This window comes from Agrobacterium sp. DE0009, assembly GCF_007680755.1.
In the GTDB taxonomy this organism is placed as follows: Bacteria; Pseudomonadota; Alphaproteobacteria; order Rhizobiales; family Rhizobiaceae; genus Agrobacterium; species Agrobacterium tumefaciens_B.
This window is the reverse complement of sequence record NZ_VEIU01000002.1, coordinates 605,855-630,901: the sequence shown is the minus strand read 5'-3', so window position 1 is coordinate 630,901 and position 25,047 is coordinate 605,855. Positions and strand designations below refer to the sequence as shown.

The window sequence follows — 25,047 nt, the reverse complement described above, 5'->3', positions numbered from 1 at the left end:
GAACTCGAAGGGTATCAGCCCCAGGTGTCGGCGACCTCTGGGGCTATCTGCTTTTCATATCGGCCGGAGCAGGGCTCAATGGCGCCGGCCATCCACGTCAGCGGTGCTTCCCGGAGCGAAGCAGGACCAGACTGCGTTCGACCAGATCATATGGAGAATCCCCCACCTCCCGCTCTTCCAGGAGAGGATCGGCGGTGGTCAGTACTTCAAACCAGCCGCCCTCAACCTCGGGCAAGGCGAACGGCACGTGCCCGTCATGTGGATTGAAGAGGATGAGAATGTCGTCCCAGCCCTCTTCCTCGTCATGATCACGGGAAACCCGTAGACCGATCGTGGTCGCGCCGGGATCAGCCCACTGTTCCTCCGTCTGTTCGGTCGCGGCGGGATTGTACCAGGTAATGACCATGCCATCACGCCAGTCGTCGCGCCTCAGGATCGAATGGGAATGGCGCAATGCGATCAGTTTGCGGACGAAATTACGGAGTTGGTCGGCGCTTTCAGGCAGATTGTCCCAGTGGACCCAACTGAGTTCGCTATCCTGACAATAGCCGTTATTGTTGCCCATCTGGCTACGGCCGAATTCGTCGCCTGCCAGCAGCATGGGCGTTCCGTGGGACAGGAACAACGTCGCCAGGAAGTTACGCTTTTGGCGATCGCGAAGAGCGATGATTGTCTCATCGTCCGTAGGGCCCTCGACGCCAAAATTGAAACTGCGGTTGTCGCCATGACCGTCCTTGTTGTCTTCCCCGTTGGCCTCATTGTGTTTGTCGTTGTACGAGACAAGATCGTTGAGGGTGAAGCCATCGTGGGCCGTCAGGAAGTTGACGCCCGACCAGGGCCGGCGGCCGCGCTTGTCGTATACGTCACCGGAACCAAGAATTCGTGCGGCAAAATCCGGCGTGGTACCGTCTTTATCCCGCCAGTAGTCGCGCACGGTGTCGCGGTATTTGTCATTCCATTCGGCCCAGCCGGGAGGAAACCCGCCTACCTGGTATCCGCCGGGGCCAATGTCCCAGGGCTCACCGACCAGCTTCAGACGCGACAGAACCGGATCCTGGCCAACCGCATCGAAGAAGCCGCTGCGCTGGTCAAAACCTTCAGGCTCGCGCCCGAGAATTGTTCCAAGATCAAACCGAAAGCCATCTATTTCCATCTCCTGCGCCCAATAGCGCAGAGAGTCCGTGATCATCTGCAAAACCCTGGGGTGGGATGTATTCACGGTGTTTCCGGTGCCGGTATCATTGATGTAATACCGGGCCTGATCCGGCATCGTGCGATAATAGGAAAAGTTGTCGATGCCCCGGAAGGAGAGCGTCGGCCCCATCTCATTGCCTTCGGCCGTATGGTTGTAGACGACATCGAGAATGACTTCGATACCGGCATCGTGAAATGCACGAACCATGTCGCGGAAACCATCTATGCCGCGAGGTCCAAAATATCGGTTGGCCGGCGCGAAGAAAGCCAGCGTGTTATATCCCCAGAAGTTCTTCAGCCCCTTGTCCAACAGGTGGGCGTCGTCCGGGAACCAGTGCACGGGCAACAGCTCGATGGAGGTGATGCCAAGGCCTTTGACATAGTCGACGATATTTTTATGACCGAGGCCCTCGAAAGTCCCGCGAAGCTCTTGCGGAACGGCCGAGTGCAACTGCGTGAAGCCTTTGACATGGGTTTCGTAAAATATTGTCTTGGACCAAGGAATTTCGGGGCGGGTTGCACGAGGACGCTTGTCTGTCGATCCGACGATTCGGGCTTTTGGGACGAATTGCGCGCTATCGGTCTCGTCGAACGAAAGATCCTTGTCCTCGCTGCCGATAACGTAAGCGAACTGGGCCTGTTGCCACGCAATATCGCCCACGAGCTCTCTGGCATAGGGGTCCAAAAGTAATTTGTTCGGATTGAAGCGGTGACCTTTTTCGGGGTCGAAAGGACCATGAACACGGTAGCCATAAAGTGCGCCTGGCTTCAGTCCCGGCACATAGCCGTGCCAGATCTCATTCGTATATTCTGGAAGATCGAAGCGATCGACCTCCTGAGATCCGTCTTCCGAATATAAGCAGAGTTCCACCCGCTCCGCATGCGCGCTGAACAGCGCGAAATTCACACCCTTATCGTCCGCTGTCGCGCCGAGTTGACGATAGTCACCGGCGACGATACGGGAATTTCTGCTGATCATTATTGCCTCTGAAAAGTTCGACGGGGAAAGGAAGTCGTGGCATCTGGAGGAAAGACGAACTCGTTTTCCGCCACGCAAACAACCTCCGCGCAGCCGAACGGTTCCTCCCTGTCGCGAAGATTATTCGCGCTTAAGGCGCGAGCGACGTTTCAGTGCGCTCCGCATCAATGCTTTTCAACGAGGTGTCGTCCTGTGGCGGGGTTTCGGTGGGTCCGAACTCCTCCTCCCATTCCGCGCTCGCGGCGTGCCACTGCTCTTCATCCTGCCCATCAGGGCGGCCCGCCTGTTCCCATAGTTCATAAGCGCGTTTCGAAATCCATTCCTCGCGATCCGTACCCATGTCGTTCTCCCTTGAAGGTTCGAGAAAATGTCGTCCTGTCCAACCTCAGCCCGAAAGGAAAGTTCCGCCATGGCACACGAGCGCGCGCCAGATCGCCAAATGCAAAAATCTTAGCGGTGCTGACGTTGTGCCTGTCGCTTTTTAAACAGGACGATGCCGGAGAGACAGAAACAGATGGAATTCGTTAGAATGATCGGCCATTCGCTGCGCAGAAAACCGAATGTCGCCCAAAGCGCAAATCCCGTCACGGTCAGGAAATATATGCGCGCCGAAATAGCTGCCGTGTCGCCTGTTCTCACCACCTTCCAGACCTGCGGTATGAAACTGGAAACCGAGCAAAACGAGGCGAGATAACCAACGATCAAACCAGCATCCATCACTGTTCCTTTCCTGCGCAGTCCACCAAGAATCGTTTCTAACCATCAGCACCTTCGCAGGACGACGGCTCGAGCACAGCAATAGTGCGAACCGCGGTGGCCAGTCGTGGTTCCAAGCCTTTATATACGCGGGTTAGGGAACTTGCGGACCATTTGCCCGATTTAAACGGCAGTTTGGTCTGATCTCGAGCTACGCGGCGCCGGATGGGGATTCAGCACCAGTCACTCAGCGATGAAATCATGGCCCTTGGCGGCGGACATCAAAAAGCCATGCCGCCGGGCGCCTACGTTCTTTTTGTCTACGCTCCGCAGAGACTACTCCGTCTAATCGTGATTGACGTTCCTGAGCTCAGCTGCGCAGACCTGGTGCTTCCTGTCCCGTGCTCTCGACATATTCGGTGTAGCCGCCGCCGTACTGATGGATGCCTTCAGGTGTCAGCTCCAGCACGCGGTTTGAAAGCGCGGCCAGGAAGTGGCGGTCGTGCGATACGAAAAGCATCGTGCCTTCATAGTCGGACAGTGCCTTGATCAGCATTTCCTTGGTGTCGAGATCAAGGTGGTTGGTTGGCTCGTCCAGCACGAGGAAATTCGGTGGGTCGAACAGCATGGCGGCCATGACGAGGCGCGCTTTTTCGCCGCCGGACAGAACGCGGCAGCGCTTCTCGACATCATCGCCAGAAAAGCCGAAGCAGCCGGCAAGGGCACGCAGCGGTGCTTGACCGGCTTTGGGAAACCGTTCCTCCAGCCATTCGAGGATGGTGCTGTCACCGTCAAGGACATCCATGGCGTGCTGCGCGAAATAACCCAGCTTGACGCTGGCGCCGAGGGTAACATTGCCGGAATCCGGTTCTGCCGTTCCCGTCACCATTTTCAGCAATGTCGATTTCCCGGCGCCATTCACACCCATGATGCACCAGCGCTCCTTGCGGCGAACCATGAAGTCGAGGTCGTCATAGATCGTGCGGTTGCCATAGGTCTTGTTGACCTTCTTCAGCGCGACGACATCCTCCCCTGAGCGCGGTGCAGGCGCGAATTCGAATGCCACCGTCTGTCGCCGTTTCGGCGGCTCTACACGGTCGATCTTCTCAAGCTTCTTCACGCGGCTTTGCACCTGCGAGGCGTGCGAGGCGCGGGCCTTGAAACGCTCGATGAACTTGATTTCTTTGGCAAGCATCGCCTGCTGGCGCTCGAACTGTGCCTGTTGCTGCTTTTCGTTCTGGGCGCGCTGCTGCTCGTAAAAACCGTAGTCACCGGAATAGGTGGTGAGGTTACCAGCATCGATTTCGATGATCTTTGTAACGATGCGGTTCATGAATTCGCGGTCATGCGAGGTCATGAGCAAAGCGCCATCGTAATTTTTCAGAAAGTCCTCAAGCCAGATGAGGCTCTCAAGGTCCAGATGGTTCGACGGTTCGTCGAGCAACATCACGTCGGGGCGCATGAGCAGAATGCGGGCAAGCGCCACGCGCATCTTCCATCCGCCTGATAGCTTGGAAACGTCACCGTCCATCATGTCCTGGGTGAAGCTCAGTCCGGCAAGAACTTCCCGCGCTCGGCCTTCGAGCGCATAGCCGTCAAGTTCCTCGTACCGCGCCTGCACCTCGCCATAGCGCTCGATGATCGCGTCCATCTCGTCCATCCTGTCAGGATCGGACATCGCGGCTTCCAGCTCCCGCAGTTCGGCGGCCACGGCGCTGACGGGACCTGCCCCCTCCATGACCTCGGCAACGGCAGACCTACCGGACATTTCGCCGACGTCCTGATCGAAATAGCCAACCGTCATGCCCTTCTCGACAACGACCTGGCCTTCGTCGGGCTGCTCTTCCCCCGTTATCATCCGGAACAGCGTGGTCTTGCCGGCGCCGTTCGGGCCGACGAGGCCGATCTTCTCGCCGCGATTGAGCGCGGCGGAGGCTTCGATATAGAGAATGCGATGGCTGTTCGACTTGCTGATATTTTCGATGCGGATCATGACAGGGCCTGTGAATGGGAGCGGCCCTCCTATGCCATGGGCCGCTGCCGCTGTCACCTGCCGTGCAGGTTCTGACAGCCATGCACGGTATAAACCTCATCCGGGGAGATCGCGAGCCCCTTCAATTTGTCAGCGTGGCGATACTGCCGGCGGCCTTGCGGGCGATTTCGCCAAACGCGGTCACGATCTGCTCCATGTTTTCCGGCGCATAATAATTGTCCGCACTTGAAGCGCAATATTGCAGCAGCGCCTTGCCCTTGTCGGGAGCCATGAAGGCGACGGTAAAAATTTTGATCCCGTCCTTCTTCGCGGTTTCGCAGGTGGTCCGCACGGACTGGTCAATGCTGGAATTCCACGACGCACTGTTTCCCGTCATCTCGCCATCGGTCATGAGAACGATATAGCGCTCGAAGGATTCACTGCCCTTGTCTTTGTGTGCTTTCGCTTCGGCGGGGTTGGATGTTTTAAGCGCGTTGTAGGCGGCGGTCAGGCTGCTGCGGGCATCCGTGCCGCCGGTGGGGAATTCCGGGATCTGCTTGTCGACGTAGGTGACGACGCTGTTCGTCCCCCAGCTGAGGGGCTGGGCAGCATAGGTCTCGTGCGTATAGACAGACGCGCCCGTGCGGACGAGTTCCGAGCCGCCGTTCGCCGTGTAGGTCGGATCGGCCTTGTTCAACGTTGCGACAAGGAACGCGACTGCGGTTTTCAGCGAGGTGGCCTTGTTGACGTAGCACGGCGATGACTTGGCAAGATTGGGATATTTGATCCAGTTGTCAGCAGTGTAGTTCTGGCAGGACGTTTTTTTGGTGTCGACTGTGTCCGTCTTGAACGACATGGAACCGGAACGATCGAGCGCCAGATACATGGAGATCGGCGCGCCTTTGTTAACGGTACTCTTTGCCGTACCCGTTACGGAAACGTCGATCGTGTGCGCCCCGATCAGACCGAGCAGCGGGTTAAGCTGGATTTTCTGGTTTATCTTGGTTTCAATGATGAAGGTCTTGCCGCGAGCATTTTCGGTTGTCCCGACATTGGTGAGAGAATTCTCGTCCAGTTCCTTTTTCTGCTCCTCGGTCAGGCTCTGGTCCATCTGGCCGGCGATGAAGGCTTTGGCGATTTCCTTTATCTGTTCGTCGGTCAGTTTGCCCTCCCGCAGACGCGCTTCCGTTGCGGCGGCAAGTGCGGCGGAATCTGCTGTATTCTGCAGGTTCGCTTTCGCCTGCATAACATTTGCGAGTTCCAAGCCGGCGCCTGCAACGCCCAGCAGGACCGGAAGCAATATAGCCGTCAACATGCCAAAATTTCCGCTCGTATCTGCAAGGAAACGGCGCTTGAGGCTTCTGCACGGCAGGACGGTCATCGGGTGCTCACTATTAGAATATTCGACTGAGCGCAGGAAAGCCGCAAACGATGTAAAATACGCTAACATGACCGCTTCAATTTTACGCAGCGTTCAAATTGGTGCAGATTTTGAAGTATTTTCAAGAATTGCTTGAGGCGTTGTCCGCAATAATACAGATCGTATCGTTATTGGACGGGAACGACATCGACCGCCTGTTTTATCCGCTGGTTACCGTAGCTCTTCAAGACGCCGATGACGGGAGCGACATCGGAATAGTCCCGGCCGTAGCCGACGACGATATGGTCGCTTCCCGCGGCAATATCATTCGTTGGGTCCAGTTCCAGATAGCCTGTTGCTTCACCGCACCAGATGCGCACCCAGGCATGCATGGCATCCGCGCCTTCCAGCCGCTCTTTGCCAGGCGGCGGAATGGTGCGCAGGAAACCGCTGACGTAACCGGCAGGAATACCGAGGCTGCGCAGCGCCATGATCATGATGTGCGAAAAATCCTGGCACACGCCGCGCTTGAGCTTGAAGGCTTCCGATGGTGTTGTGTCCACCGTCGTTGCCTCGCCATCATACGTGAAGTCCTTGTGGATATGCTTGCAGAGCGAAAGAGCGATTTCGCGAATGGTCATTCCGGGTTCCACCATGTCCCGTGCATAGGCGGAGATCGCCGCATCCGTTCCAATTCTAGGGCTTGCACCGACGAGATGGTGGGGTGACTGGAAATCCAGCGACCATACATCCGCCAGTTCCTGTGGCAGGCGCGAAAGCTCCGGCGAAAAATCCGCGGTCAGTGCGATTGGCTCCACCATCACGCGCGCCTGCATGCGAATGTCGAGCTTCTCATGCGGCGCACGAAGATGCACTGATGTTGCAGACTGATGGAAGAAGTCCTCGAAGACGACACGCTCTTCCGGCGTCGGCAAAACATCGATGGATCCGGCGACCAGCCTTTGCCGACCCGGTATCGAGAGCGGCAGGATACGAATGATGTGGCGTGCGCCGTGGGCTGGCGTGTCGTAGGTATAACCCATATGCAGGGAAAGGTCGTAAAGCATCGGTTATCCGAGGTAGGTCCGAGCCAGAACATCGGAGAGATGTTCCATATCGGTCTCAAGCTGACGATATATCGCGCCGTTCATGGTCTCAGGTGTCATGACCGCCAGTCCGGAATGCAAACGCATTGCCTCCCGATAGAAGGGAGACATCTGACCATTGACGAAAGCGTTCGGAAGCTGCTCCACCTCGGTGCGGATTTCATTCAGCTGGAACAATATCGAGCGCGGATTGAGCGGATCAAGCGCCAGAAGATCGGTGACGGTCAGACCGGCCGTGTTGACGTTGTAACGCCGGCGATGGGTCATCACGCTGTCGCCGATCTCAAGCAGCATGTCGTAAGAACCATCCGGAGCGTCGGGACCGGCCATGTGGCCGAGAAGCCGCGTCATATGCAGCCCGCGCTCGAGATAACGGCCAATCGAGAGGAAACGCCAGCCCGTGAAGCGATACATGTTTTCGTGCACAAGGCCCGCAAAACCGGCGAGCTTGCGCAGCAGGATCGTCATCGCATGGGTGGCGTCGTCGCCGGGCGCCACCTTGGCGTGGAAACGCCGCGCGGTCTTGGCGAGATCGTTCAGCGCCAGCCAGCCATCCGGTGAAAAGCGGTCGCGAATATTGCTGGCCGAATAAAGAGCGCTGTTGATGTTGTTGAGCAGACTTTCCGGCACCGCATCATTCATCTCGACGTCGAGCGCTTCGAGATAACGCGTCACATGGGCAAGCAGCGGCTGGCGCGGATCGGCGGATTCCGCGAAGCGCCCGTGCCATGCGCGCAGGATACGCAGCACGCCTTCCGAGCGTTCGATATAGCGGCCAAGCCAGAAGAGGTTGTCGGCGGCGCGGCTCGGCAGGCTTCCCGGCATATTGCGGGTGAAACTCTCTTCCGCTGGCAGCAGCGATGTGCGCTCAACCGGCTGGTCGCTGACGATCCAGACGTCAGCGGCACTTCCACCCGACTGCATGGCGATGGCGGAGACATCGTCGCCGCTGCCGATGCGGGCAAAGCCACCGGGCATGATCTGCCAGCCCTCCTGCGTACGGGCGGCAAAGACGCGAAGGCTCATCGGACGCGGGACAAGCTTGTTGTCGACATAGGCAGGTGTGGTCGAAAGCTTCACCACTTCCTGGCCCACCAGCCTGTGGCCGTCGGAAGCAAGCCAGTCGCTGATCGATTCCTTGGCTGTTTCACGCAATGAGGAGCCGAGTACGGATTGGCCGTTATCATCAAAAAAAGGCAACCGCGAATAAGCGGGGCCAATGACCATGCCTTCAATATTGGAGGCAACATGGCGACGCTCGGCTTCCTGTCCGCACCACCAGGTGGCGATGGATGGAAGTTTTAGCTCCTCCCCGAGAAGGTGGCGGCAGATGCGCGGCATGAAGGCAAGCAGCGCCCGCGTTTCCAGAATGCCGCTGCCGAGCGCATTAACGATCGTCAGCGCTTCATTGCGCAGCGCCTGGACCATGCCCGGCGTGCCGATATGGGAGTGCTGGTTGAGCTCGAGAGGATCGGAATAGGAGGCATCGAGACGTCGCCACAGCACGCCAATGGGCTTCAGTCCGGCCACAGTTCTGACCATGACGCGACCGTTAACGACCGTCAGGTCCTCGCCTTCCAGCAACATGAAGCCGAGATAACGGGCTATATAGGCATGTTCGAAATAGGTCTCGTTGGCGGGGCCGGGGGTCAACACCGCGATGCGGTCGTCAGGGTGTTTCCGGTGCGACTGCAGGGCATCACGGAAGGCCCCAAAAAACGAGGCGAGGCGATGCACATGGCTTTCCGCGTAGATATCGGACAGGGCGCGGGTTGTCGCCACTCGGTTTTCCAGCGCGAAGCCGGCCCCTGAGGGCGCCTGCGTCCGGTCGGCCAGCACCCACCAATTTCCGTCCGGCCCCCGGCCGATTTCGAAAGAGCAGAAATGCAGGTAGTGGCCGCTCGCTGGCTTCACGCCAACCATGGGGCGCAGATATTCCGGATTGGAGGCAATCAGCGCCGGTGGCACATAGCCTTCCTTGACCAGCCGGTTCTCGCCATAGAAGTCAGCGACCATCGCCTCCAGGAGATCGGCGCGCTGCTTTAAGCCTTCCGAAAGCACAGCCCATTCCCGGTCGTCGATCAGGACCGGAATGTGGGAAATCGGCCAGTTTCTCTCACCGCTGCCCTTGCCGTAATCGCGATAGAATACCCCGGCGTCGCGCAGATAGCGGTCGGTGCGGGCAAAACGCTCATGCAGTTCCCGCTCCGACATGCGCGACAGTGCCTCGAGCAGGGTCCTCCATACCGGCCTAACCCTGCCGTTGGTATCGAGCATTTCATCGGCCACACCCGGCAGCGGGAAATAGTCAAGCCCGCTCGGTTGCGGGCCCGTCTTCAACTTGCGATCCGTTGCCGGGGCTTTGGACAATTTACACTCCGTAAGGCCGGCGCAGATCAAGCGTCAGCGGAAATTCTGGCGACACGGTTTCCGCCTGCAACGGATATTGCCCTGCCGTATGTCCCCATGGTTCGAAACGGGCGAGGCGGCGTGCCTCCGCCTCGTTGCCGTTGACGGGAAAGGTCTCGTAATTGCGCCCGCCCGGATGAGCAACATGGTAGATGCATCCGCCGATCGATCGCCTGGACCATGCATCATAAATGTCAAAGGTCAAGGGTGAATTGACCGGCAAAACCGGGTGCAGACCGGAGGCGGGCTGCCAGGCCTTGAAGCGGACGCCGGCCACCGAAACGCTACGATTTTCCGTGGGCGTCAGCGGGACGGCGCGGCCGTTGCAGGCCACGGTGTAACGGGCGGGATTGGAGGTTTCCAGCCGCACCTGCAGCCGCTCGACGGAGCTGTCGACGAAACGCACGGTGCCGCCAATGGCGCCCTGTTCGCCCATGACATGCCACGGCTCCAGCGCCTGGCGCAATTCGAGTTTCGCGCCCTCGTATTCTACTTCACCAAAGAACGGGAAACGGAATTCCTGCTGGGCCGTGAACCATTCAGGTTTCACGTCGAATCCGTTTTCACGGAGGTCAGCCAGCACATCCAGAAAGTCGGCCCAGATATAATGCGGCAGCATGAAGCGATCAGCGAGCGCCGTGCCCCAGCGCACGAATTTGCCGGCGGCCGGATTTTTCCAGAAACGGGCAATAAGGGCACGCACCAGCAATTGCTGGGCAAGCGACATGCGGGCATTGGGCGGCATTTCAAAGCCGCGAAATTCCACCAGCCCGAGACGACCGGTCGGCCCATCTGGCGAGAACAGCTTGTCGATGCAGATTTCAGCGCGGTGGGTATTGCCTGTCACATCCGTCAGCAGGTTGCGGAACAGGCGATCGACCAGCCATGGCAGCGGTGGCACCCCTTCACCGGGTGGGGGCACCTGCGCCAACGCTATTTCCAGCTCATAAAGGCTGTCGTGCCGGGCCTCGTCGATGCGCGGCGCCTGACTCGTCGGGCCGATGAACAGGCCTGAGAAAAGATAGGAGAGTGACGGATGCCGCTGCCAGTGGAGCACGAGGCTTTTGAGAAGATCGGGACGGCGCAGGAACGGGCTGTCATTGGGGCTCGCGCCCCCAACCACCACGTGGTTGCCGCCGCCTGTGCCGGTGTGACGACCGTCGATCATGAACTTGTCGGCACCGAGACGCGACTGGCGCGCCTCCTCATAGACTGCGGTGGTGATGTCGACGCAATCCTTCCAGCTCGAAGCGGGATGGATGTTGACCTCGATGACACCGGGATCGGGCGCGACCCGGATGACGTTGATGCGCTCGTCATGGGGCGGCGCATATCCTTCGATGTGCACGGGCAATCCTTGCTCGGCAGCGGCTGCTTCTGCGGCGGCTATCAGCTCCAGATAATCTTCGATGCGCTCGACCGGCGGCATGAAGACGCAGAGCCGGCCATCGCGCGGCTCGACGGAAAGGGCCGTCCGCACCGCACCGCCAATCTCGCCGAGCGTCTGTTCGATCCGCTCCTGCCCCGAAACCTCGCTTGCCTGGAAAGACGCTTCCGGCATGGGGCGGCCGGATGGCTTGAAGGCATCGGGAAGCGGACCGCGGGGAATAGAAGGATCGGCCTCATGGATGTAGGGATAAGCAGATGGCGGCACGTAGGGCAGGGTGCCGAGCGGGAGGCGATAACCCACGGGGCTGTCGCCGGGAACAAGGAATATCTTGCCGCGACGGGTCTTCCACTTCTCGCTGATCCAGCGCTTGCCGCCAGCCCCCGCGTTCCACGCCTGAACAGGAAGGATATAGCCCGTTGGCGTCGTCAGTCCGCGCTCGAAGACGCGGGCGAGGCGGTTTCGTTCTTCCGGGTCTTTCAACTTGGAATTGGACGGATCGACATTGTCGGGAAGGCTTCCTTCTTTGATGATCCATTCGGCTGGATCCTCATAGGCGGGCAACACCATATCGCCTTCGATGCCGAGCTGTGTTGCGATGCCGCCTAGTAGTTTCTGCGCATCGTCGGCACCAACGCCCGTGTCTGCGCCCTCATTGGCGATCAGATCAGGATTTTGCCAGATGGGGAGACCGTCTTTTCGCCAGTAAAGCGAGAAAGTCCAGCGCGGCAGGCTTTCGCCGGGATACCATTTTCCCTGTCCATAATGCAAAAAGCCGCCCGGTGCGAAGCGTTCCCGCAGACGGCGGATCAGGATGTCTGCTTTCTCACGTTTTGTCGGCCCCACCGCGCCGGTATTCCATTCGTCGGACTCGAAATCATCGATGGATACGAACGTCGGCTCGCCGCCCATTGTCAACCGGACATCATGGCTGTTGAGAACCTCATCCACCCTATGGCCAAGAGCATTAAGATCGTCCCAGCTCTCATCGGAGAACGGTTTCGTGATGCGCGGCGTTTCCGCAACCCGCCGAACCTGCATGTCGAAGGCGAATTCGGTATTGGCGTGGCCGAAATATCCACCCGAGATCGGTGCCGCATTGCGGTAATGTGGCGTTGCCGCGAGTGGAATATGGCTCTCTCCCGTCAGCAGCCCGGAGGTCGGGTCGAGGCCGATCCAGCCGGCACCGGGCATATAGACTTCGGCCCAGGCGTGCAGATCGGTAAAATCGACTTCGGTCCCGGAGGGGCCATCGAGGGCCTTGAGATCAGGCGTCAGCTGAATGAGATATCCCGACACGAAGCGTGCCGCGAGCCCAAGGTGCCGCAGAACCTGCACCAGCAGCCAGCTTGTGTCGCGACACGAACCCTTGCCGGAGGCGAGCGTCTCCTCGGGCGTCTGGACGCCGGGTTCCATGCGGATCACGTACCCAATTTCCTGCTGCAGCCGGGCATTGAGGCCGACAACCATATCTACGGTTGGTTGCCCAGGTGTGCGGTCGACGGTGGCCATGAAGGCGGAGAGCAAAGGGCCCGCTGGCTCCGGCTTCATGTAAATGGAAAGATCGTCCCGCAGTTCCTGCGGATAATCGAAGGGCCACTTGGTCGCCTCTTCCTCTACAAAAAAGTCGAACGGATTATAAACCGTCATATCGGCGACAAGATCGACCTCGATCTTGAACTCCGTCGCCGGCTCGGGAAAAACGAAGCGGGCGAGGTAATTGCCGTAGGGGTCTTGCTGAAGGTTCACGAAGTGGTTTGTAGGCGAAACCTTGAGCGAATGGCTGATGACGCGGGTTCGGGAATGCGAGGCGGGCTTCAGTCTTATAATCTGTGGTCCAAGGCGGACCGGGTTATCGTATTTATAATGCGTCAGATGATAGATGCTCGCTTTGATCGCCATTAATCTGCCTTGCCCGGTTTTCCGGTTTATGCGGTTGTCCGCCCCTCTGAAATTAACGGGATTTTGTGCAATGCAGGAAGAGAAAGCAAGGATCATTTCCGGGGGCAATCGCATTGTTCGCTTTGGATGGCGGTACTTCCCCGCACAAAGAATTGCCCCGGCTTTTTAGTCACTGCCGTTCAGATTTTGCCGCGATTGTGGACAAGGGTGAACGGCATGTTATTGCTTGGCATCGCAAGGCGCAGAATCGCGACCCGCTTTCTTTGCCGATTGGCGTTTCGGAATGGAATGAATGGCAACATCGGTAACCGACGATCAGCGCAAAGGCGCGGCTAATCTTTCGGGTTTCGATCTCGATTTTCCAGCACAGCTGCGCATGATGGGCCGTGCCTTCTGGACGTCGCCGGTGCGCACGCGGCTAATCCTGTTATCGGTGGCTCTGCTGACGGTGATATTGCTCACTGCCTACGGGCAGATCAGGCTCAATGAATGGAACGCGCCCTTTTATAACGCACTTGAGCGGCGCGATCTCGATGCCTTCCTTCATCAGCTCGAAGTTTTCGCCATCATTGCCGGGCTACTATTGCTGCTCAATGTCATCCAGACCTGGCTCAACCAGATGACGGCTCTCAACATGCGCGAGGGTCTCGCCAAGGATATGGTGGACCAGTGGCTGAAGCCGGGTCGCGCGGCCCGGCTCGCCAGCTTTGGCACGATTTCCATCAACCCGGATCAGCGCCTGCATGACGACGTCCGCAATCTTGCGGAAAGCAGCACAGCCCTTTCCATCGGCCTCGTCAATGCAACGATACTGCTCGTCAGCTTCATCGGTGTCCTCTGGTCACTTTCGGCGGGCTTTGCAATCACGATCAGTGGCGATACCTACGCGATACCGGGCTATATGGTCTGGGCGGCGATCCTTTATGCAGGGTCGGCCTCGCTTCTCAGCAATCTCGTCGGGTATCGGCTGGTGGGGTTGAATGCCGAGCGTTACTCAAAGGAAGCGGAGCTGCGCTTTTCGTTGATGAGGGCAAGCGAAAATCTCGCGGCGATCGCGCTCGCTCGAGGTGAGAAAAACGAGAGACGCCGCATCGGCATCGATATCGACGCCGTGCTCGGCGTCATTCGCGGGCTTGCCATGGCCTTGACGCATCTGACATGGGTCTCCGCAGGTTATGGCTGGCTGGCGGTGGTCGCGCCAATTTTGATTGCGGCACCGGTCTATTTTTCCGGCAACCTCACCTTCGGCGGGCTGATGATGGCCGTTGGAGCGTTCAACCAGGTCAACACGGCGCTGCGCTGGTATATCGATAATTTCGGCCCGATCGCCAGCTGGAAGGCGACGTTGCAGCGCGTTTCGGTCTTTCGCAACGCTCTCATTCAAATGGATAGCGTCGAGCAGCACGGCCTCACGATCGATCTCGACCGCAACGCGGAGCATGAAAAAATCCGTCTGCGGTCGGTGACGATCTGCCGGGAGGCGGGCGGACAGGATCTTGAGCGCGGGTTCCGCCTGCGCGAGGCGGAGGTCGAGATCGGCCCCGGCCAGCGGCTGATGGTCAATGGTGAGCAGGGCGTCAACCGGCGCCTCCTGTTCGCAGCCATGGCTGGCCTGTGGCCCTGGGGGCAGGGCAGGATCGAAATGCCAGAACAATCGGACACGCTTTTCATTGCCCAGCATGGCTACCTTCCAGCGGGAACACTTCGCGAAATCCTTGCCTATCCACGCGCACCGCAGCGTTATGCGGATGCGGAGTATGTCGCAGCACTCACCGCATGCGGGCTTGCGGAAATGACCGCGCGTCTCGATGAGAATATCCGCTGGGACAAGAAACTCGACTCGGACGAACAGGCCGGTATCCGCATCGCCAATGCGCTGCTTTTGAAACCGAAATTCATTGTGATCGACGATTTGCTGGAAGGGCTGGAAAAGCAGACGCAGGATACACTGGCGGAGGTCCTGAACGGCATCGAGGGTGCGGCGATCATCTATATCGGCCGGTCCGAGACGTTTCTGTCGACCCTGACGCCTGACGTCGCCCATCTCGATCATGCCATGCCGAAGGAGAATCTCGCCAATGTCGATAACACTCAGCTGGAATGAAGGGCGGGGCGTGCCGCACTGATTTTCAGCGCAGTGTTAAATGAACACACGTTGCGGCGGGCCCTGTTAAATGCATGTCTGGTGAAACCGGATAACCAGGAATGCCGCATATCATCGCTTTTGTGGTGCTCGGACGCAATGCGTGACGCCCGCCTGGTGGGCCCTCGAGAAACATCGTGCGGTGAATGACCCGCACGATGTGGTCGCGTTGACTCTCAGCGTCGGGCAACTGTCACGATGACGCAGCCGCCCGTTGAGGGCATGAACATCGCCTGGCTGCCGCCTGGCAGTCCGAACACATCCATGCCCATAATCGGGGTCTGCTTGTTGCTGCCCTCTGGAAGACTTGACTGGGCGACGACGCAACTTTGCGGGAACGGCACGATTTTCACCATGTTCCCCTCGCAGCCTTTCGCCGTGGGAACCGCCAGAACGACGCCGCTTCCGGGGCCGGCATAGTCATTCGGATTGTTGAAGTTCATGCCGATGAGGCCGAGGGTGGCGTGTTCCGCGGGGTCGCTCCCTGCCGTTTGCGTCTGAACGGCAAAGGTAGTGCCGAGCGTGATGTCCTTGCCGAGGGCACCGTAGAAACCGGCACAGGTGGTCGCACCAATTTTGGTTGCATTCTCGGAAAAGATGCCTTCGGCCGGTTGCCCGGCCCCGGCCTGCACCGACCCCGGCGCCGGATCGGCCGACCTTTGCGGCTGGACACCAGGTTTCTTTTCCTGCGGCTGATTTTGAACAGCCCGAGGCTGCTGTTTGTCGTTCGCTCCGGCCACCGCATTGCCGCCTGGTGAAAGGAGCGCGAGACTTCCGCCTGTTGCGATTATTAGCATCACGCCGGCCGCTATTTTCAGGTGGCTGCGCAGCCGCGTTGAAGATCGCAAATGGTCTGCTAGCTCAACCGCATCTGCATGATCTGCTCCGGGATTTTCGGTTTCATTTATCGTTTTCATATCAGCCCTCTCAGCCCGGATACCCGACATGCGGCCAGACCATGAGCGATGTTTCACGGGTGGAGGGATAAAAGTTCAAAAAGAAGGTCGTCATATTGCTGGATGAGGTGGGGGTTCTCCGCGTGGAAACGCCAGATATGACGTCGCTGCGTATCCAGGTAATCTCCCCAGAGAGCATCGTGGTGGCAAAGCGCCTAAAGCAGGCGCTCGGCGCATGTCGGGTTGCTGCGCGGCCTCCGCGATGGCCTCGGCGTCAGCAGCATCGTTCTTCTGTCTCTTCACGAAATGCCTGACGTGAACCGGCAGTATAAGGGATACTTCATGGCCAAGCTCTTCCAGTTGCCGGCCCCAACACGGCGCGGTCCCACAAGCTTCCATCGCGACCATGCATGGTGGGATCGACATAAAAAACTTCACTAGCTGAGGCCGCCGGACCTGTCGGCGGAAAACAACACGTCCGTCTGAGCCACTGCATGCAGTTGGAAAACATGCTTGGCTACATCCAAGCCGATGAGAACTACCTGCGTCATTGAGTCAACCTCCTGGTGGTGAACACTTTGAATACTGCCACACTTCCACAAGGGTGGCGAAGGAGGCGTCCACATGGGGTAATCGCGGGAACGATGCCCCTCTCGATCAGATCCTGATCTTGGATGGCGGCTGTTCCCCGATAAGATGAAGTACGGGCTCTCGACTGGACGCCGGGCCCAGCATCAACGGAGAACAGCCATGGAAGAGTATATCGGCCTCGATGTATCTATGAAAGAGACAGCACTTGCCATCCGTCGGGATGGGGTGCGTGTCTGGTGCGGAAATGCGCATCAGATCCTCATATCATTGCCGAGTTGATCCGCAAACGAGCACCCGCGGTGATACGCGTGGTGTTTGAAACAGGGCCGCTCTCCGTGTGGTTCTATCACGCGCTTCGAGCCAAAAACCTTCCTATCATCTGCATTGATGCAAGACACGCCAAAGCAGCGCTCGACATGGCGACGAATAAAACGGATGCCAATGACGCTGATGGGCTGGCCCACCTGGCGGAGGTGGGATTCTTTCGCGAGGTTCGCGTAAAGGGGTTCGACAGCATGTTAGCGCGCACGCTCGTCGCGGCCCGCACCCGTTTGGTCCTATGACGACCGAACTCTCCAACCAGATCCGCGGCATCATGAAGACGTTCGGCCTGGTCGTTCCGGCCGGTAAAGGAAGCGTGTTCGAGAAGAACGTTCGAAATCTTCTTCCTAGCGATGATGATCTCGCCCATATCGTGCTACCGCTTCTTGATGCCTGGAAAGGTCTCCGCGCTCGCGCCGCAGACCTTGGACGCCAGTTGGTCGCGGATGCCCGTCAAAGCCAGGCCTGCCGCATCCTGATGTCCATCCCGGGCGTGGGAGCAATCACTGCGACATCTTTCGCTACCGCCATTGAAGAGCCGGAAAACTTCAGGAAGTCACGATCCGTGGGTGCATGGATCAGCCTCACCGCGCGCCGCTATTAATCCGGTGAAGCGATTATGATGGACACATATCTCGAAGAGGAGACGCCACTTGCGCGGGCTCCTGTACGAAGCGGCTGCGGTAATTCTTACGCGCCGCTCCGTGCAGAGTTCATTGCGAACATGGGGCTTCAACTGCGAGAAAGGATCGGCTTCAAAAGAGCTGCTGTGGCGGTCGCACGAAAGCTTGCGGTCATCATGCACACGATGCTGAAAACCGGAGAGTTCTTCAATCCAACTGCGGGAGTGACGGCATAGTATCAAGTAGCGCTCACAACTGAGCGCGAAAAGTGTCCCTGCCGGGACGTGAGCCGAGCCATTCCGTTGATGGGGTTGCATCACTGTCTCAGTTGAATGCGTCGTCCACATTGAAGGCTCGTCCTGCACCCGGCAGCGCGATGCATCGACAAAATTTCCTATTGACGCCCCGGCTGCGATTAGACAACCCCATCAGGCTTATGTCTAACGAGTATCGACACTTTGAATTGCTGACGGGTGATGTCCGCCGCAGGCGTTGGACAACCGAGCAAAAGTTGACAATCATTGAGCAGAGTTTCGAACCTGGGGAGACGGTATCTTCGACCGCTCGCTGTCATGGCGTCGCGCCCGATCTGCTTTATCGGCGGCGCAGGCACTTGAGCGAGGGAGGTGCTGCAGCCGTGGATTCTGACGAGCCAGTTGTCGGCAATTCCGAAGTGAAGAAGCTGGAGGATCGTGTCCGCGAGCTGGAGCGCATGCTCGGTCGCAAGACGATGGAGGTTGAAATCCTCCGCGAAGCCCTATCCAAAGCGAACTCAAAAAAACGGATATCGCGGCCGATCTTGTTGCCGAAGGACGGTTCGCGACGAAGGCCGTCGCAGACACGCTGGGCGTCTCCCGTTCAAACCTCATCGAGCGGCTGAAAGGCAAAACAATGGCGCGTGGGCCATACCACAAGGTCGACGATGCAGAGCTTCTGCCCGCCGCAGGCTGGTGGATCAAAGGTCAGGATGGCTGGAAACAGCAGGTCCTCCCACCTCTTCCGAGCGGGTCCTGCCGTCGGTCTCGATTCTTCGCAGGCCCTTTGTCCAAGGAATGGTCTTGGCAATGAACGGAGGCAGGGCTGCAGCGTGCGACAGACTTGCTGCTTGGTCGTCGCACACGACAAGGGGGGCTTGTTTCGGGGCGATCACAACTTTACTCCAAACGAGAAACCGTAGGACCGTCGCCATGCAGTATCGGACGTTCAATTGCGATATTGCTTACGAGCGGGCCCTTTCGCAATGTTGGCTGCTAGCTGGCGGCCGATCTCAATGATGTCATCACGATTGGCCGTTGGGTCCTGATTGCTCCAGGCCAATCCAAGGTCGATGCGCAGATCAATCTCCTCCACTGCCTTCAAACAGAAGTTCCTATTCGGCAGGTTTGCCGCCCATTCCGGAACGAACCCGACACCGACACCTGCGGAAACGAGCGCGATCAGAGAAAGCGTGTCGTCGCAGGTATAGACGATGCGGTCGGAAAGTTCATGCTCGCGAAAAGTCTCCAGAAAGTACCGCTCGGTGTAGGACAGGTTCGAACGCGAAAAGGAAATAATCTTCTGGCGGCGAAGATCGTTTAGTGTGACGGTCTGGGCTTGGGCGAGAGCATTATCCTTGGCCACGGCGAGTAAATAACGCTCTTCCGTTATCGCCTGCCATCGCAATGCACCGTTATTGTCCAAAGGCCGGACGAAACCGATATTGACCTGTCCGCGCTCGATGTCCCGCACGATGGACTCTGTTGTGCCATTGCGGATATGAATGCGGATATCCGGATAGCGTCGGCCAATTCGGGCAAGAAAGTCAGGCAGAACACCGAAGGTTGCCGGATGGATGGTGCCGATGGTGATCTTGCTCGCAGCCTTGCCCGCCACCGCTTGTGTGACGGCACAAGTTTCGTCTACATCGCGAAGCAGTTGAACGCAGCGCTCATAAAAAACCGAACCTGCGGCGGTGAGCTGAACCCGACGAGTGGAACGAATGAGAAGGGGAACACCAAGCTCCTTCTCGATCGCCTGTACCTGGGCCGTGACGGCGGGCTGGGCGAGGTTTAACCGGATAGAGGCGCGCCCGAAATGCAGTTCTTCCGCGACAGCAACGAATGTGCTCATTTGGCGCAAATCCATTCCAAACCCTTTCGCCTAGCAGCATAATTAGGGTCGAGGCAGGCCTCGATTACAGGAAAGATAAAAGGCTCGGTTGCCAAGGTCCAGATGCAACATTGATAAGGTATCACTATTAATGCTTGCTGAGGGCGGTGAAGCGCCGCATAATGCAGTCGCGTTTGGGTTACATGTGGAGTAGCAATAGTCTGCCGATAGCGGCGAGAATATCTACCCGAAAGAATCGATGATGAGACCATCAAAACGGATATCGGACATCTTCCACAGACAAAGCAGCGTGAACTGGAAAAGGTCGTCCGAATCATCCATGAAGAGTTCGCTGGCATCGTCGAGCGTTCGAAGTCCGAGGCCAAGAAGCACGGACGGATTTATCAAATTGTCCTGTTCGGCTCCTATGCCCCCGGTGCGTGGGTCGATGAGCCGCACACGTCAATTACGTTTCGCCGAGGCCGAGTGCAGGCGGCTATTGGGTGCCTGAGGACACAGCGCTTTCCGAAGCTCTCCGCGGCGAAATGGAAAATGCTAAGTGCGGCCCAATGCTGAGGCGGACGACACTCGGCCCGGAGGTTGCAGATATCGACAGTCTTGAGTTTCATAAAGATGTTCCGCGCAGACAGAAGACCGGGATAGGTCGAAAAGCCAAACCCACGGATTTCGTTTTATATCGAAGCGGGCCTTGGTGACGTGGAACTGAGAACGGAGGCCAAGGTATTTGGTTAAGGACAGAGATATTTCCGACCAGTATCTCTTTCTTCACGGCCTCGGACGGTTCTCTGACCCGAAGGAGCCATACACCGACGAGCTTGTGGCGGGATGGTGGCTTACACTGTGACCGATGATCGTAGCGTGCGGTCAGATGAAACTGACGCCGGCATGGCCGCCGCTACTCCCGTCATACCCACCTTCCATCATTCGCTCCCTTAAGGCGGCGAACCCAAGCGTTTCTGCCGGATATCATGCACTCATTCGAAGTCTCCTCCGCAGGTTGAAGACTTGGTCTTTCATTTGGTGCTTGAGTTTGACCGCCAACCAGCTGCGCGCTGACCCTGGGCATGCCATCCACTGCATGGAAACCAGACAGTCGTGAAGTGCTTCCCGGTTTTGGTCCAGCGGCGGGGTGAATCCAGCCGTCTGGCTCGACCGACCGGACAAGGTCAACCGGCTCTTGGCGGCCAGTTGGTCAAACCAATCGAATCTATAACCTCTCCGGGTATCTTGTCGTCTCTTACACCCCGCCAGGAAACGAACCTAATAAAATACGGGCTTGTGACCTTCGCACCGCTAAACCTGCTTTCAGGCCCGCTTTGAACATCGAGCATTCAGTCAATGGGAGACAATTATCTACCCCAAAGTGAAACTTAGGGCGCTAATCGATGCGGAAACTCGCTCTTACGGCGCCTCCGTCAAGAGGCTATGATTTTGCAGATGCATTTGGCCAATCACGCGCAGAGCCGCAAACACGGGATCTATGGAAGTCGCTCCCATTAGCCATCCTGTCGAGTGGTCGTCTATCGCGCCGTTGATGTAGGCGTTGCATCCGGTGATGACGCTCCTAGTTATGTCTACGATAAGGTGAACGCCAACCGCACATCCGTAATCCCCTTCCTGTTGGGTAAGGATATCGCGGGCCAAAGCTTTTCGGCTTCGGTTAGCGGAGCGCTTCTTTTCCACGACCAGAAGGTTTTTGCGCTTCCCGACTATATGAGCGACGACGTCCGGCTGAATTCTTGTCACCAGATCGCTGTCGGCCTTGCCAGTCGCGTCCATCCATTTGCCGTCTTGCTCGCGCTTGTCCCATCCGCGTTCACGTACCACCCCGCATATCGGCCAAACATCTGAGCGTAAAGGACGCTCAATAGCGCCGTCTCGTCGTTGTTAGCATAGGCGAGTTCTACCTGCTTGAGGAAACCCTTTACCGCCTCGACCAATGAGGCCAAAGTCTCCTCAACCGTCATTTCATGGCTTGCCCCCTAGGCACCATTGCGCCAGCGCCGGTGCAGGAAGTCAACCCTTTGGAGACCGCCGTTCGGTGCTTACAATCAGAATTGCAACCAACAAGCGGCCTGTTGGTGGCTGCTTTTGATCTACCTTGCAAAGCCCCGTAGTGCACGATTTGATTGCGCGGGAAGACGCGGCTCATAGCCGACGTAACGCAGAATAGCAGACCTTCTTACAGCCCGGCAGGAAAAAATAGTACATAGCAAAACACACAATTTCTTAAGTTTCGGCACCTAAGGGCGAACCGACGATCGTCCTCATCTTGTGCATTGGCAAAATTGAGCACGGCGCGGAAAAATGTCGGCTATGCTATCGGCCGACTGATCGATTTCGGTGGAGTTGATTCAGCGAACGCTGCTTAGGTTGTTATAGTGGACGAATGTCGACGACCTCGTGGTTTTTAGATCAGTTTCAACTTTGTGGCCATTGCCGTCGTCTGCGGGAGCGTTACGGTCTTAAGTTTCCGCCGAATGTTCTTCATATGAAAATTGACAGTGTGGTGCGTCATGTTCTCAAGCAGCGCTATCTCCTGGGTCGTTTTTCCTTCAGCCGCCCATTTAAGGACGATTGACTGCCGCGCCGTCAATTCGATGGGCGGTGCTCTGGTCGACGCCGCCTCGGTTGCTTCGATGTGCTTATGGAGTAGCGCGACAGCGTTTGCACTCAGAACGGGCTGCAGTTGGTATTTGTGGGGCACGGTAACATCACCGGTGAAAAGTGAGAGGGTGAACAATTCGCTGAATGGTGCTGTCACGGGCATGCATATGCCGGCCCTTACGCCCGCTAGGTCGGCACTAGAATAGAATGCCTGAAGCTGTCCGCGTGCGCCTCTTCCCTCATTCTCAATATCAACGACAAATGGCGCCATTATTTCTCGGGCTCGAATGAGGATTGGGTCGATTTGTTCAAAACGTTCCTGCGCATATCTGTCCAGCCACTCCTCCGGGGCATTGGACAAGATGGCGTTTCCCAATCCGGGGTGACGGACGGTCACCGCGTGATAGTAGTCAAACCCAAGCTCACGGGTCAGATGATCCAGCAGTTCGGCCGTCGCCTGGCTGGTTTTCATCATGGACGTCGTATCGATTAATTTGCGCAGCCAGATTTTCATCCCAGGTCTTTTCGCCCCGCCCGGGAGTTGCACGTCTGACTGTGAGTTGCATTGCAGGTCCAGAGGTTCTTCGTTCTTCTGAGAGGCTTGATAGGATCCGCGCGTCGAGGCGTTTGCCAGTCCGTCGCTTCCGTCCGGTCGGGCAGAATGCGCCTGTACAGAGGTTGCGCAACGCGAAGGACTTTCCGCATTTGGTGAAGCGTTTCGGCTGAGACCGCGAACACGCCGCAACACACCGGGAGCCGGCCGTAACCATCGGCACGGCCAATCTCCTTCACTCTCAATCCCGCTCGCCGGTATACCCTCTCCATTGGCGGCTCGTAATTCGACACGAGTGTTTTGATGCCGTGGGCGAAGGCGCATTCAAACAACGCCAGCAAAAGGAGCCCAAACGCCCTTGATGGGCTGAGCGCCGGTTGTGACTTTTTAAGGAGGTCGACATCGAGACACATTCGCGTGCCTTCCCATGCGACTGGGGACACCATATCCTTTCCTGCCAACGTTCGACTGAACACATCCCGCAGCAATGTCGGTCCTGTTGTTGGCATGAGCCGCACCGCGCCATAGAGATGATGCTCGTCCTCGTCACACCAGACCAGGTAGACAGCGCCCAGCCCGTCATAAGCGTCCCGTTCAAGGCCGTGAGGCACATCGACCTGCCAGCCAAGGCAATCGTGAAAAACCCGTTTCCGCAATCGGAACGATTGCTCCAGCAAGCCTCCGTACCGGTCATATTGATGGGGTTGGATAAGAAGGAACACGAGCCGATCTCCGATCATCTGTCGGACACAAATTGCACGTAAATTCCGGGCTGCCCATCGCCACGCATGGGCACAAACAATTGAGGTATTGCGCCGAAAGTTAAATGTCTATGGCTGTTTATGCGATAGAGTGAAAGGGCTAGGCTCCTGCTGCAACATCAGATAGTGATCAGCCTGAACTTCATCGCCTGGACCGCGGCGGAGGAAATAGTCGCGCATCCAAGTTTTAGCCGTCCTGACTTAAGGTAGCTTCGTGCAGTGTGCTCGGAAATGCCGAGGATCAGCGCGATGTCCTTATGATCCTTTCCGCGTGCCACCCACGACAGGCACTCCCGTTCACGCGCGCTAAGGCCCGGAACGGGGTCTCCTCCCTTGTGGATCTCGCTGATCGCCTTCATGTGGATCTGATATGCGAGTTCGATCCAGTCTGATCGGTTGTCTGCAACCAGTCGGTCCCACTTCTTCACGGTACCTACCGCGCTGAGGGAAAAAATCGCGCGCCGGCCGACCCTGTCCGTAACGGGGATTGAGTAACCGAACTCTCCGACGCCATGTTGCCAGGCATCATCAAAGAATGCTGCAATTTCGGGCGCCATCTCGAATTCACGCCAGTCGAATGGAAGTTGCCGCAAAAAGCCCTGTTGCACGACAGGGTCAACCTGGACATATCGTTTCAGAAAATACCGTGCGATCCATTCCGGACTATAGGTGGACTGAACAAACGGTGCATCAAGATCAGTGATCACTGTTGCGGTTAGGTGGTAGGTGACGAAATCTACATCGTAGATTTCCTGAACAGATAAAAGAGCCTCGTAGACTGTGGGGGCATCTGTGATTGTCTCGATAGCTCTAGCGAGAGTCGCAGATACTGTTTTCATGCGGTAACCCTTTCCGGTGTGTGGGAAAATTTCACGGCGCAGATCAGAAGCATCGTTCCCCATTGTCGTTAAACGACAACCCGCCAGCGTTTTGACGGCAGAAGCCATGGCGGGCTGTTGCTCGTCTCGACCTATCGTGCCGCTATCGGTGCGACTTTGGCGGGATGGTCGCTTCGAAACCGATACCTGCATAGCTGCGCAATTCGGTAAGTCTAGCGCTCGGTCGCCATGGCCGGTCTCTCAGTAGTCGCTCCGGTCGACCGACATGGTCTGACAGGAGCAACCTTCCGATGCCGACGGTAAAACATCCAACCGTGCTCTAGCGAGGGCGTAGCAATCAGTGTGCTGTGTCCGGTTGGTAGGGGAATCTGGTTCGGCGGCATAAAGCGTCGCCCTGCGGAGGCGTTTCTCTCTGGCAGGATGATGCGACGATATTTCAGGGATAACGACGTCATGCTTGCGATTTTGTCGCCATCCATTGGATAGGAAGCTAGTCCAACGACCTTCCCGATCTCTTTCCTCTTCGATCTAGCCAAATGTCCGCCCTTACAATGCTTTTCTTGTGAACTGCCAACCTGTGCCGGCAGCCACCGTCTCCT

At 57.5% G+C, this 25,047-nt stretch carries 15 protein-coding genes and 3 pseudogenes; 4 read left to right on the top strand and 14 right to left on the bottom strand.

Going from position 1 to position 25,047, the window contains the following annotated elements; translation table 11 throughout:
* Positions 1 to 97: 97 nt before the first annotated feature.
* The 8 genes from glgX to FS804_RS12295 form a co-directional block, all read right to left on the bottom strand.
* On the bottom strand, positions 98 to 2,173 hold the full coding sequence (gene glgX, locus FS804_RS12330) for a glycogen debranching protein GlgX (protein ID WP_144576816.1): 2,076 nt from the start codon (positions 2,171 to 2,173) through the stop codon (positions 98 to 100).
* A gap of 130 nt (positions 2,174 to 2,303) precedes the next feature.
* A complete protein-coding gene (locus tag FS804_RS12325; protein ID WP_144576815.1) occupies positions 2,304 to 2,513 on the bottom strand; it encodes a DUF2934 domain-containing protein in 210 nt (69 codons plus the stop codon).
* A gap of 110 nt (positions 2,514 to 2,623) precedes the next feature.
* Entirely contained in the window at positions 2,624 to 2,890 is a 267-nt protein-coding gene (locus tag FS804_RS12320) for a SemiSWEET family sugar transporter (RefSeq protein ID WP_144576814.1), read from the bottom strand.
* Positions 2,891 to 3,239: 349 nt separating this feature from the next.
* Positions 3,240 to 4,862, bottom strand: a complete 1,623-nt coding sequence (locus tag FS804_RS12315) for an ABC-F family ATP-binding cassette domain-containing protein (protein ID WP_144576812.1) — start codon at positions 4,860 to 4,862, stop codon at positions 3,240 to 3,242.
* 121 nt (positions 4,863 to 4,983) lie between these two features.
* A complete protein-coding gene (locus tag FS804_RS12310; RefSeq protein ID WP_144576811.1) occupies positions 4,984 to 6,222 on the bottom strand; it encodes a TadE/TadG family type IV pilus assembly protein in 1,239 nt (412 codons plus the stop codon).
* 167 nt (positions 6,223 to 6,389) lie between these two features.
* Complete coding sequence (locus tag FS804_RS12305; protein ID WP_063950232.1) at positions 6,390 to 7,268, bottom strand: transglutaminase family protein; 879 nt, start codon at positions 7,266 to 7,268, stop codon at positions 6,390 to 6,392.
* Positions 7,269 to 7,271: 3 nt separating this feature from the next.
* A complete protein-coding gene (locus FS804_RS12300; protein ID WP_063950233.1) occupies positions 7,272 to 9,677 on the bottom strand; it encodes a circularly permuted type 2 ATP-grasp protein in 2,406 nt (801 codons plus the stop codon).
* 1 nt (position 9,678) lies between these two features.
* On the bottom strand, positions 9,679 to 13,005 hold the full coding sequence (locus tag FS804_RS12295) for a DUF2126 domain-containing protein (RefSeq protein ID WP_144576810.1): 3,327 nt from the start codon (positions 13,003 to 13,005) through the stop codon (positions 9,679 to 9,681).
* Positions 13,006 to 13,297: 292 nt separating this feature from the next.
* Here FS804_RS12295 and FS804_RS12285 point away from each other — a divergent pair, with 292 nt between their 5' ends.
* On the top strand, positions 13,298 to 15,109 hold the full coding sequence (locus FS804_RS12285; RefSeq protein WP_144576809.1) for an ABC transporter ATP-binding protein/permease: 1,812 nt from the start codon (positions 13,298 to 13,300) through the stop codon (positions 15,107 to 15,109).
* Positions 15,110 to 15,324: 215 nt separating this feature from the next.
* Here the strand turns inward: FS804_RS12285 and FS804_RS12280 are convergent, their stop codons facing one another.
* Entirely contained in the window at positions 15,325 to 16,065 is a 741-nt protein-coding gene (locus FS804_RS12280) for a hypothetical protein (protein WP_144576807.1), read from the bottom strand.
* Between the two features lie 729 nt (positions 16,066 to 16,794).
* On the opposite strand from FS804_RS12280, the pseudogene FS804_RS12275 reads away from it, so the two are divergent.
* Positions 16,795 to 17,815, top strand: a pseudogene (locus FS804_RS12275) (IS110 family transposase).
* Between the two features lie 200 nt (positions 17,816 to 18,015).
* Positions 18,016 to 18,521, top strand: a pseudogene (locus FS804_RS12270) (transposase); the annotation flags it as partial.
* Between the two features lie 261 nt (positions 18,522 to 18,782).
* On the opposite strand, the gene FS804_RS12265 reads toward FS804_RS12270, so the two are convergent.
* Complete coding sequence (locus FS804_RS12265; protein WP_144576805.1) at positions 18,783 to 19,703, bottom strand: LysR family transcriptional regulator; 921 nt, start codon at positions 19,701 to 19,703, stop codon at positions 18,783 to 18,785.
* 234 nt (positions 19,704 to 19,937) lie between these two features.
* Here FS804_RS12265 and FS804_RS25160 point away from each other — a divergent pair.
* Positions 19,938 to 20,144, top strand: a pseudogene (locus FS804_RS25160) (nucleotidyltransferase); the annotation flags it as partial.
* Between the two features lie 945 nt (positions 20,145 to 21,089).
* Here FS804_RS25160 and FS804_RS12255 read toward each other — a convergent pair.
* The 4 genes from FS804_RS12255 to FS804_RS12240 form a co-directional block, all read right to left on the bottom strand.
* Complete coding sequence (locus FS804_RS12255; RefSeq protein WP_144576804.1) at positions 21,090 to 21,515, bottom strand: hypothetical protein; 426 nt, start codon at positions 21,513 to 21,515, stop codon at positions 21,090 to 21,092.
* A gap of 583 nt (positions 21,516 to 22,098) precedes the next feature.
* Complete coding sequence (locus FS804_RS12250) at positions 22,099 to 22,809, bottom strand: autoinducer binding domain-containing protein (protein WP_144576802.1); 711 nt, start codon at positions 22,807 to 22,809, stop codon at positions 22,099 to 22,101.
* On the bottom strand, positions 22,806 to 23,570 hold the full coding sequence (locus tag FS804_RS12245; protein WP_144576800.1) for an acyl-homoserine-lactone synthase: 765 nt from the start codon (positions 23,568 to 23,570) through the stop codon (positions 22,806 to 22,808). Before FS804_RS12245 ends, FS804_RS12250 begins: the two co-directional genes overlap by 4 nt.
* Positions 23,571 to 23,728: 158 nt before the next feature.
* Positions 23,729 to 24,448: a LuxR family transcriptional regulator gene (locus tag FS804_RS12240; RefSeq protein ID WP_144576962.1), complete on the bottom strand. Its 720-nt coding sequence runs from the start codon at positions 24,446 to 24,448 to the stop codon at positions 23,729 to 23,731.
* Between the last annotated feature and the right edge of the window lie 599 nt (positions 24,449 to 25,047).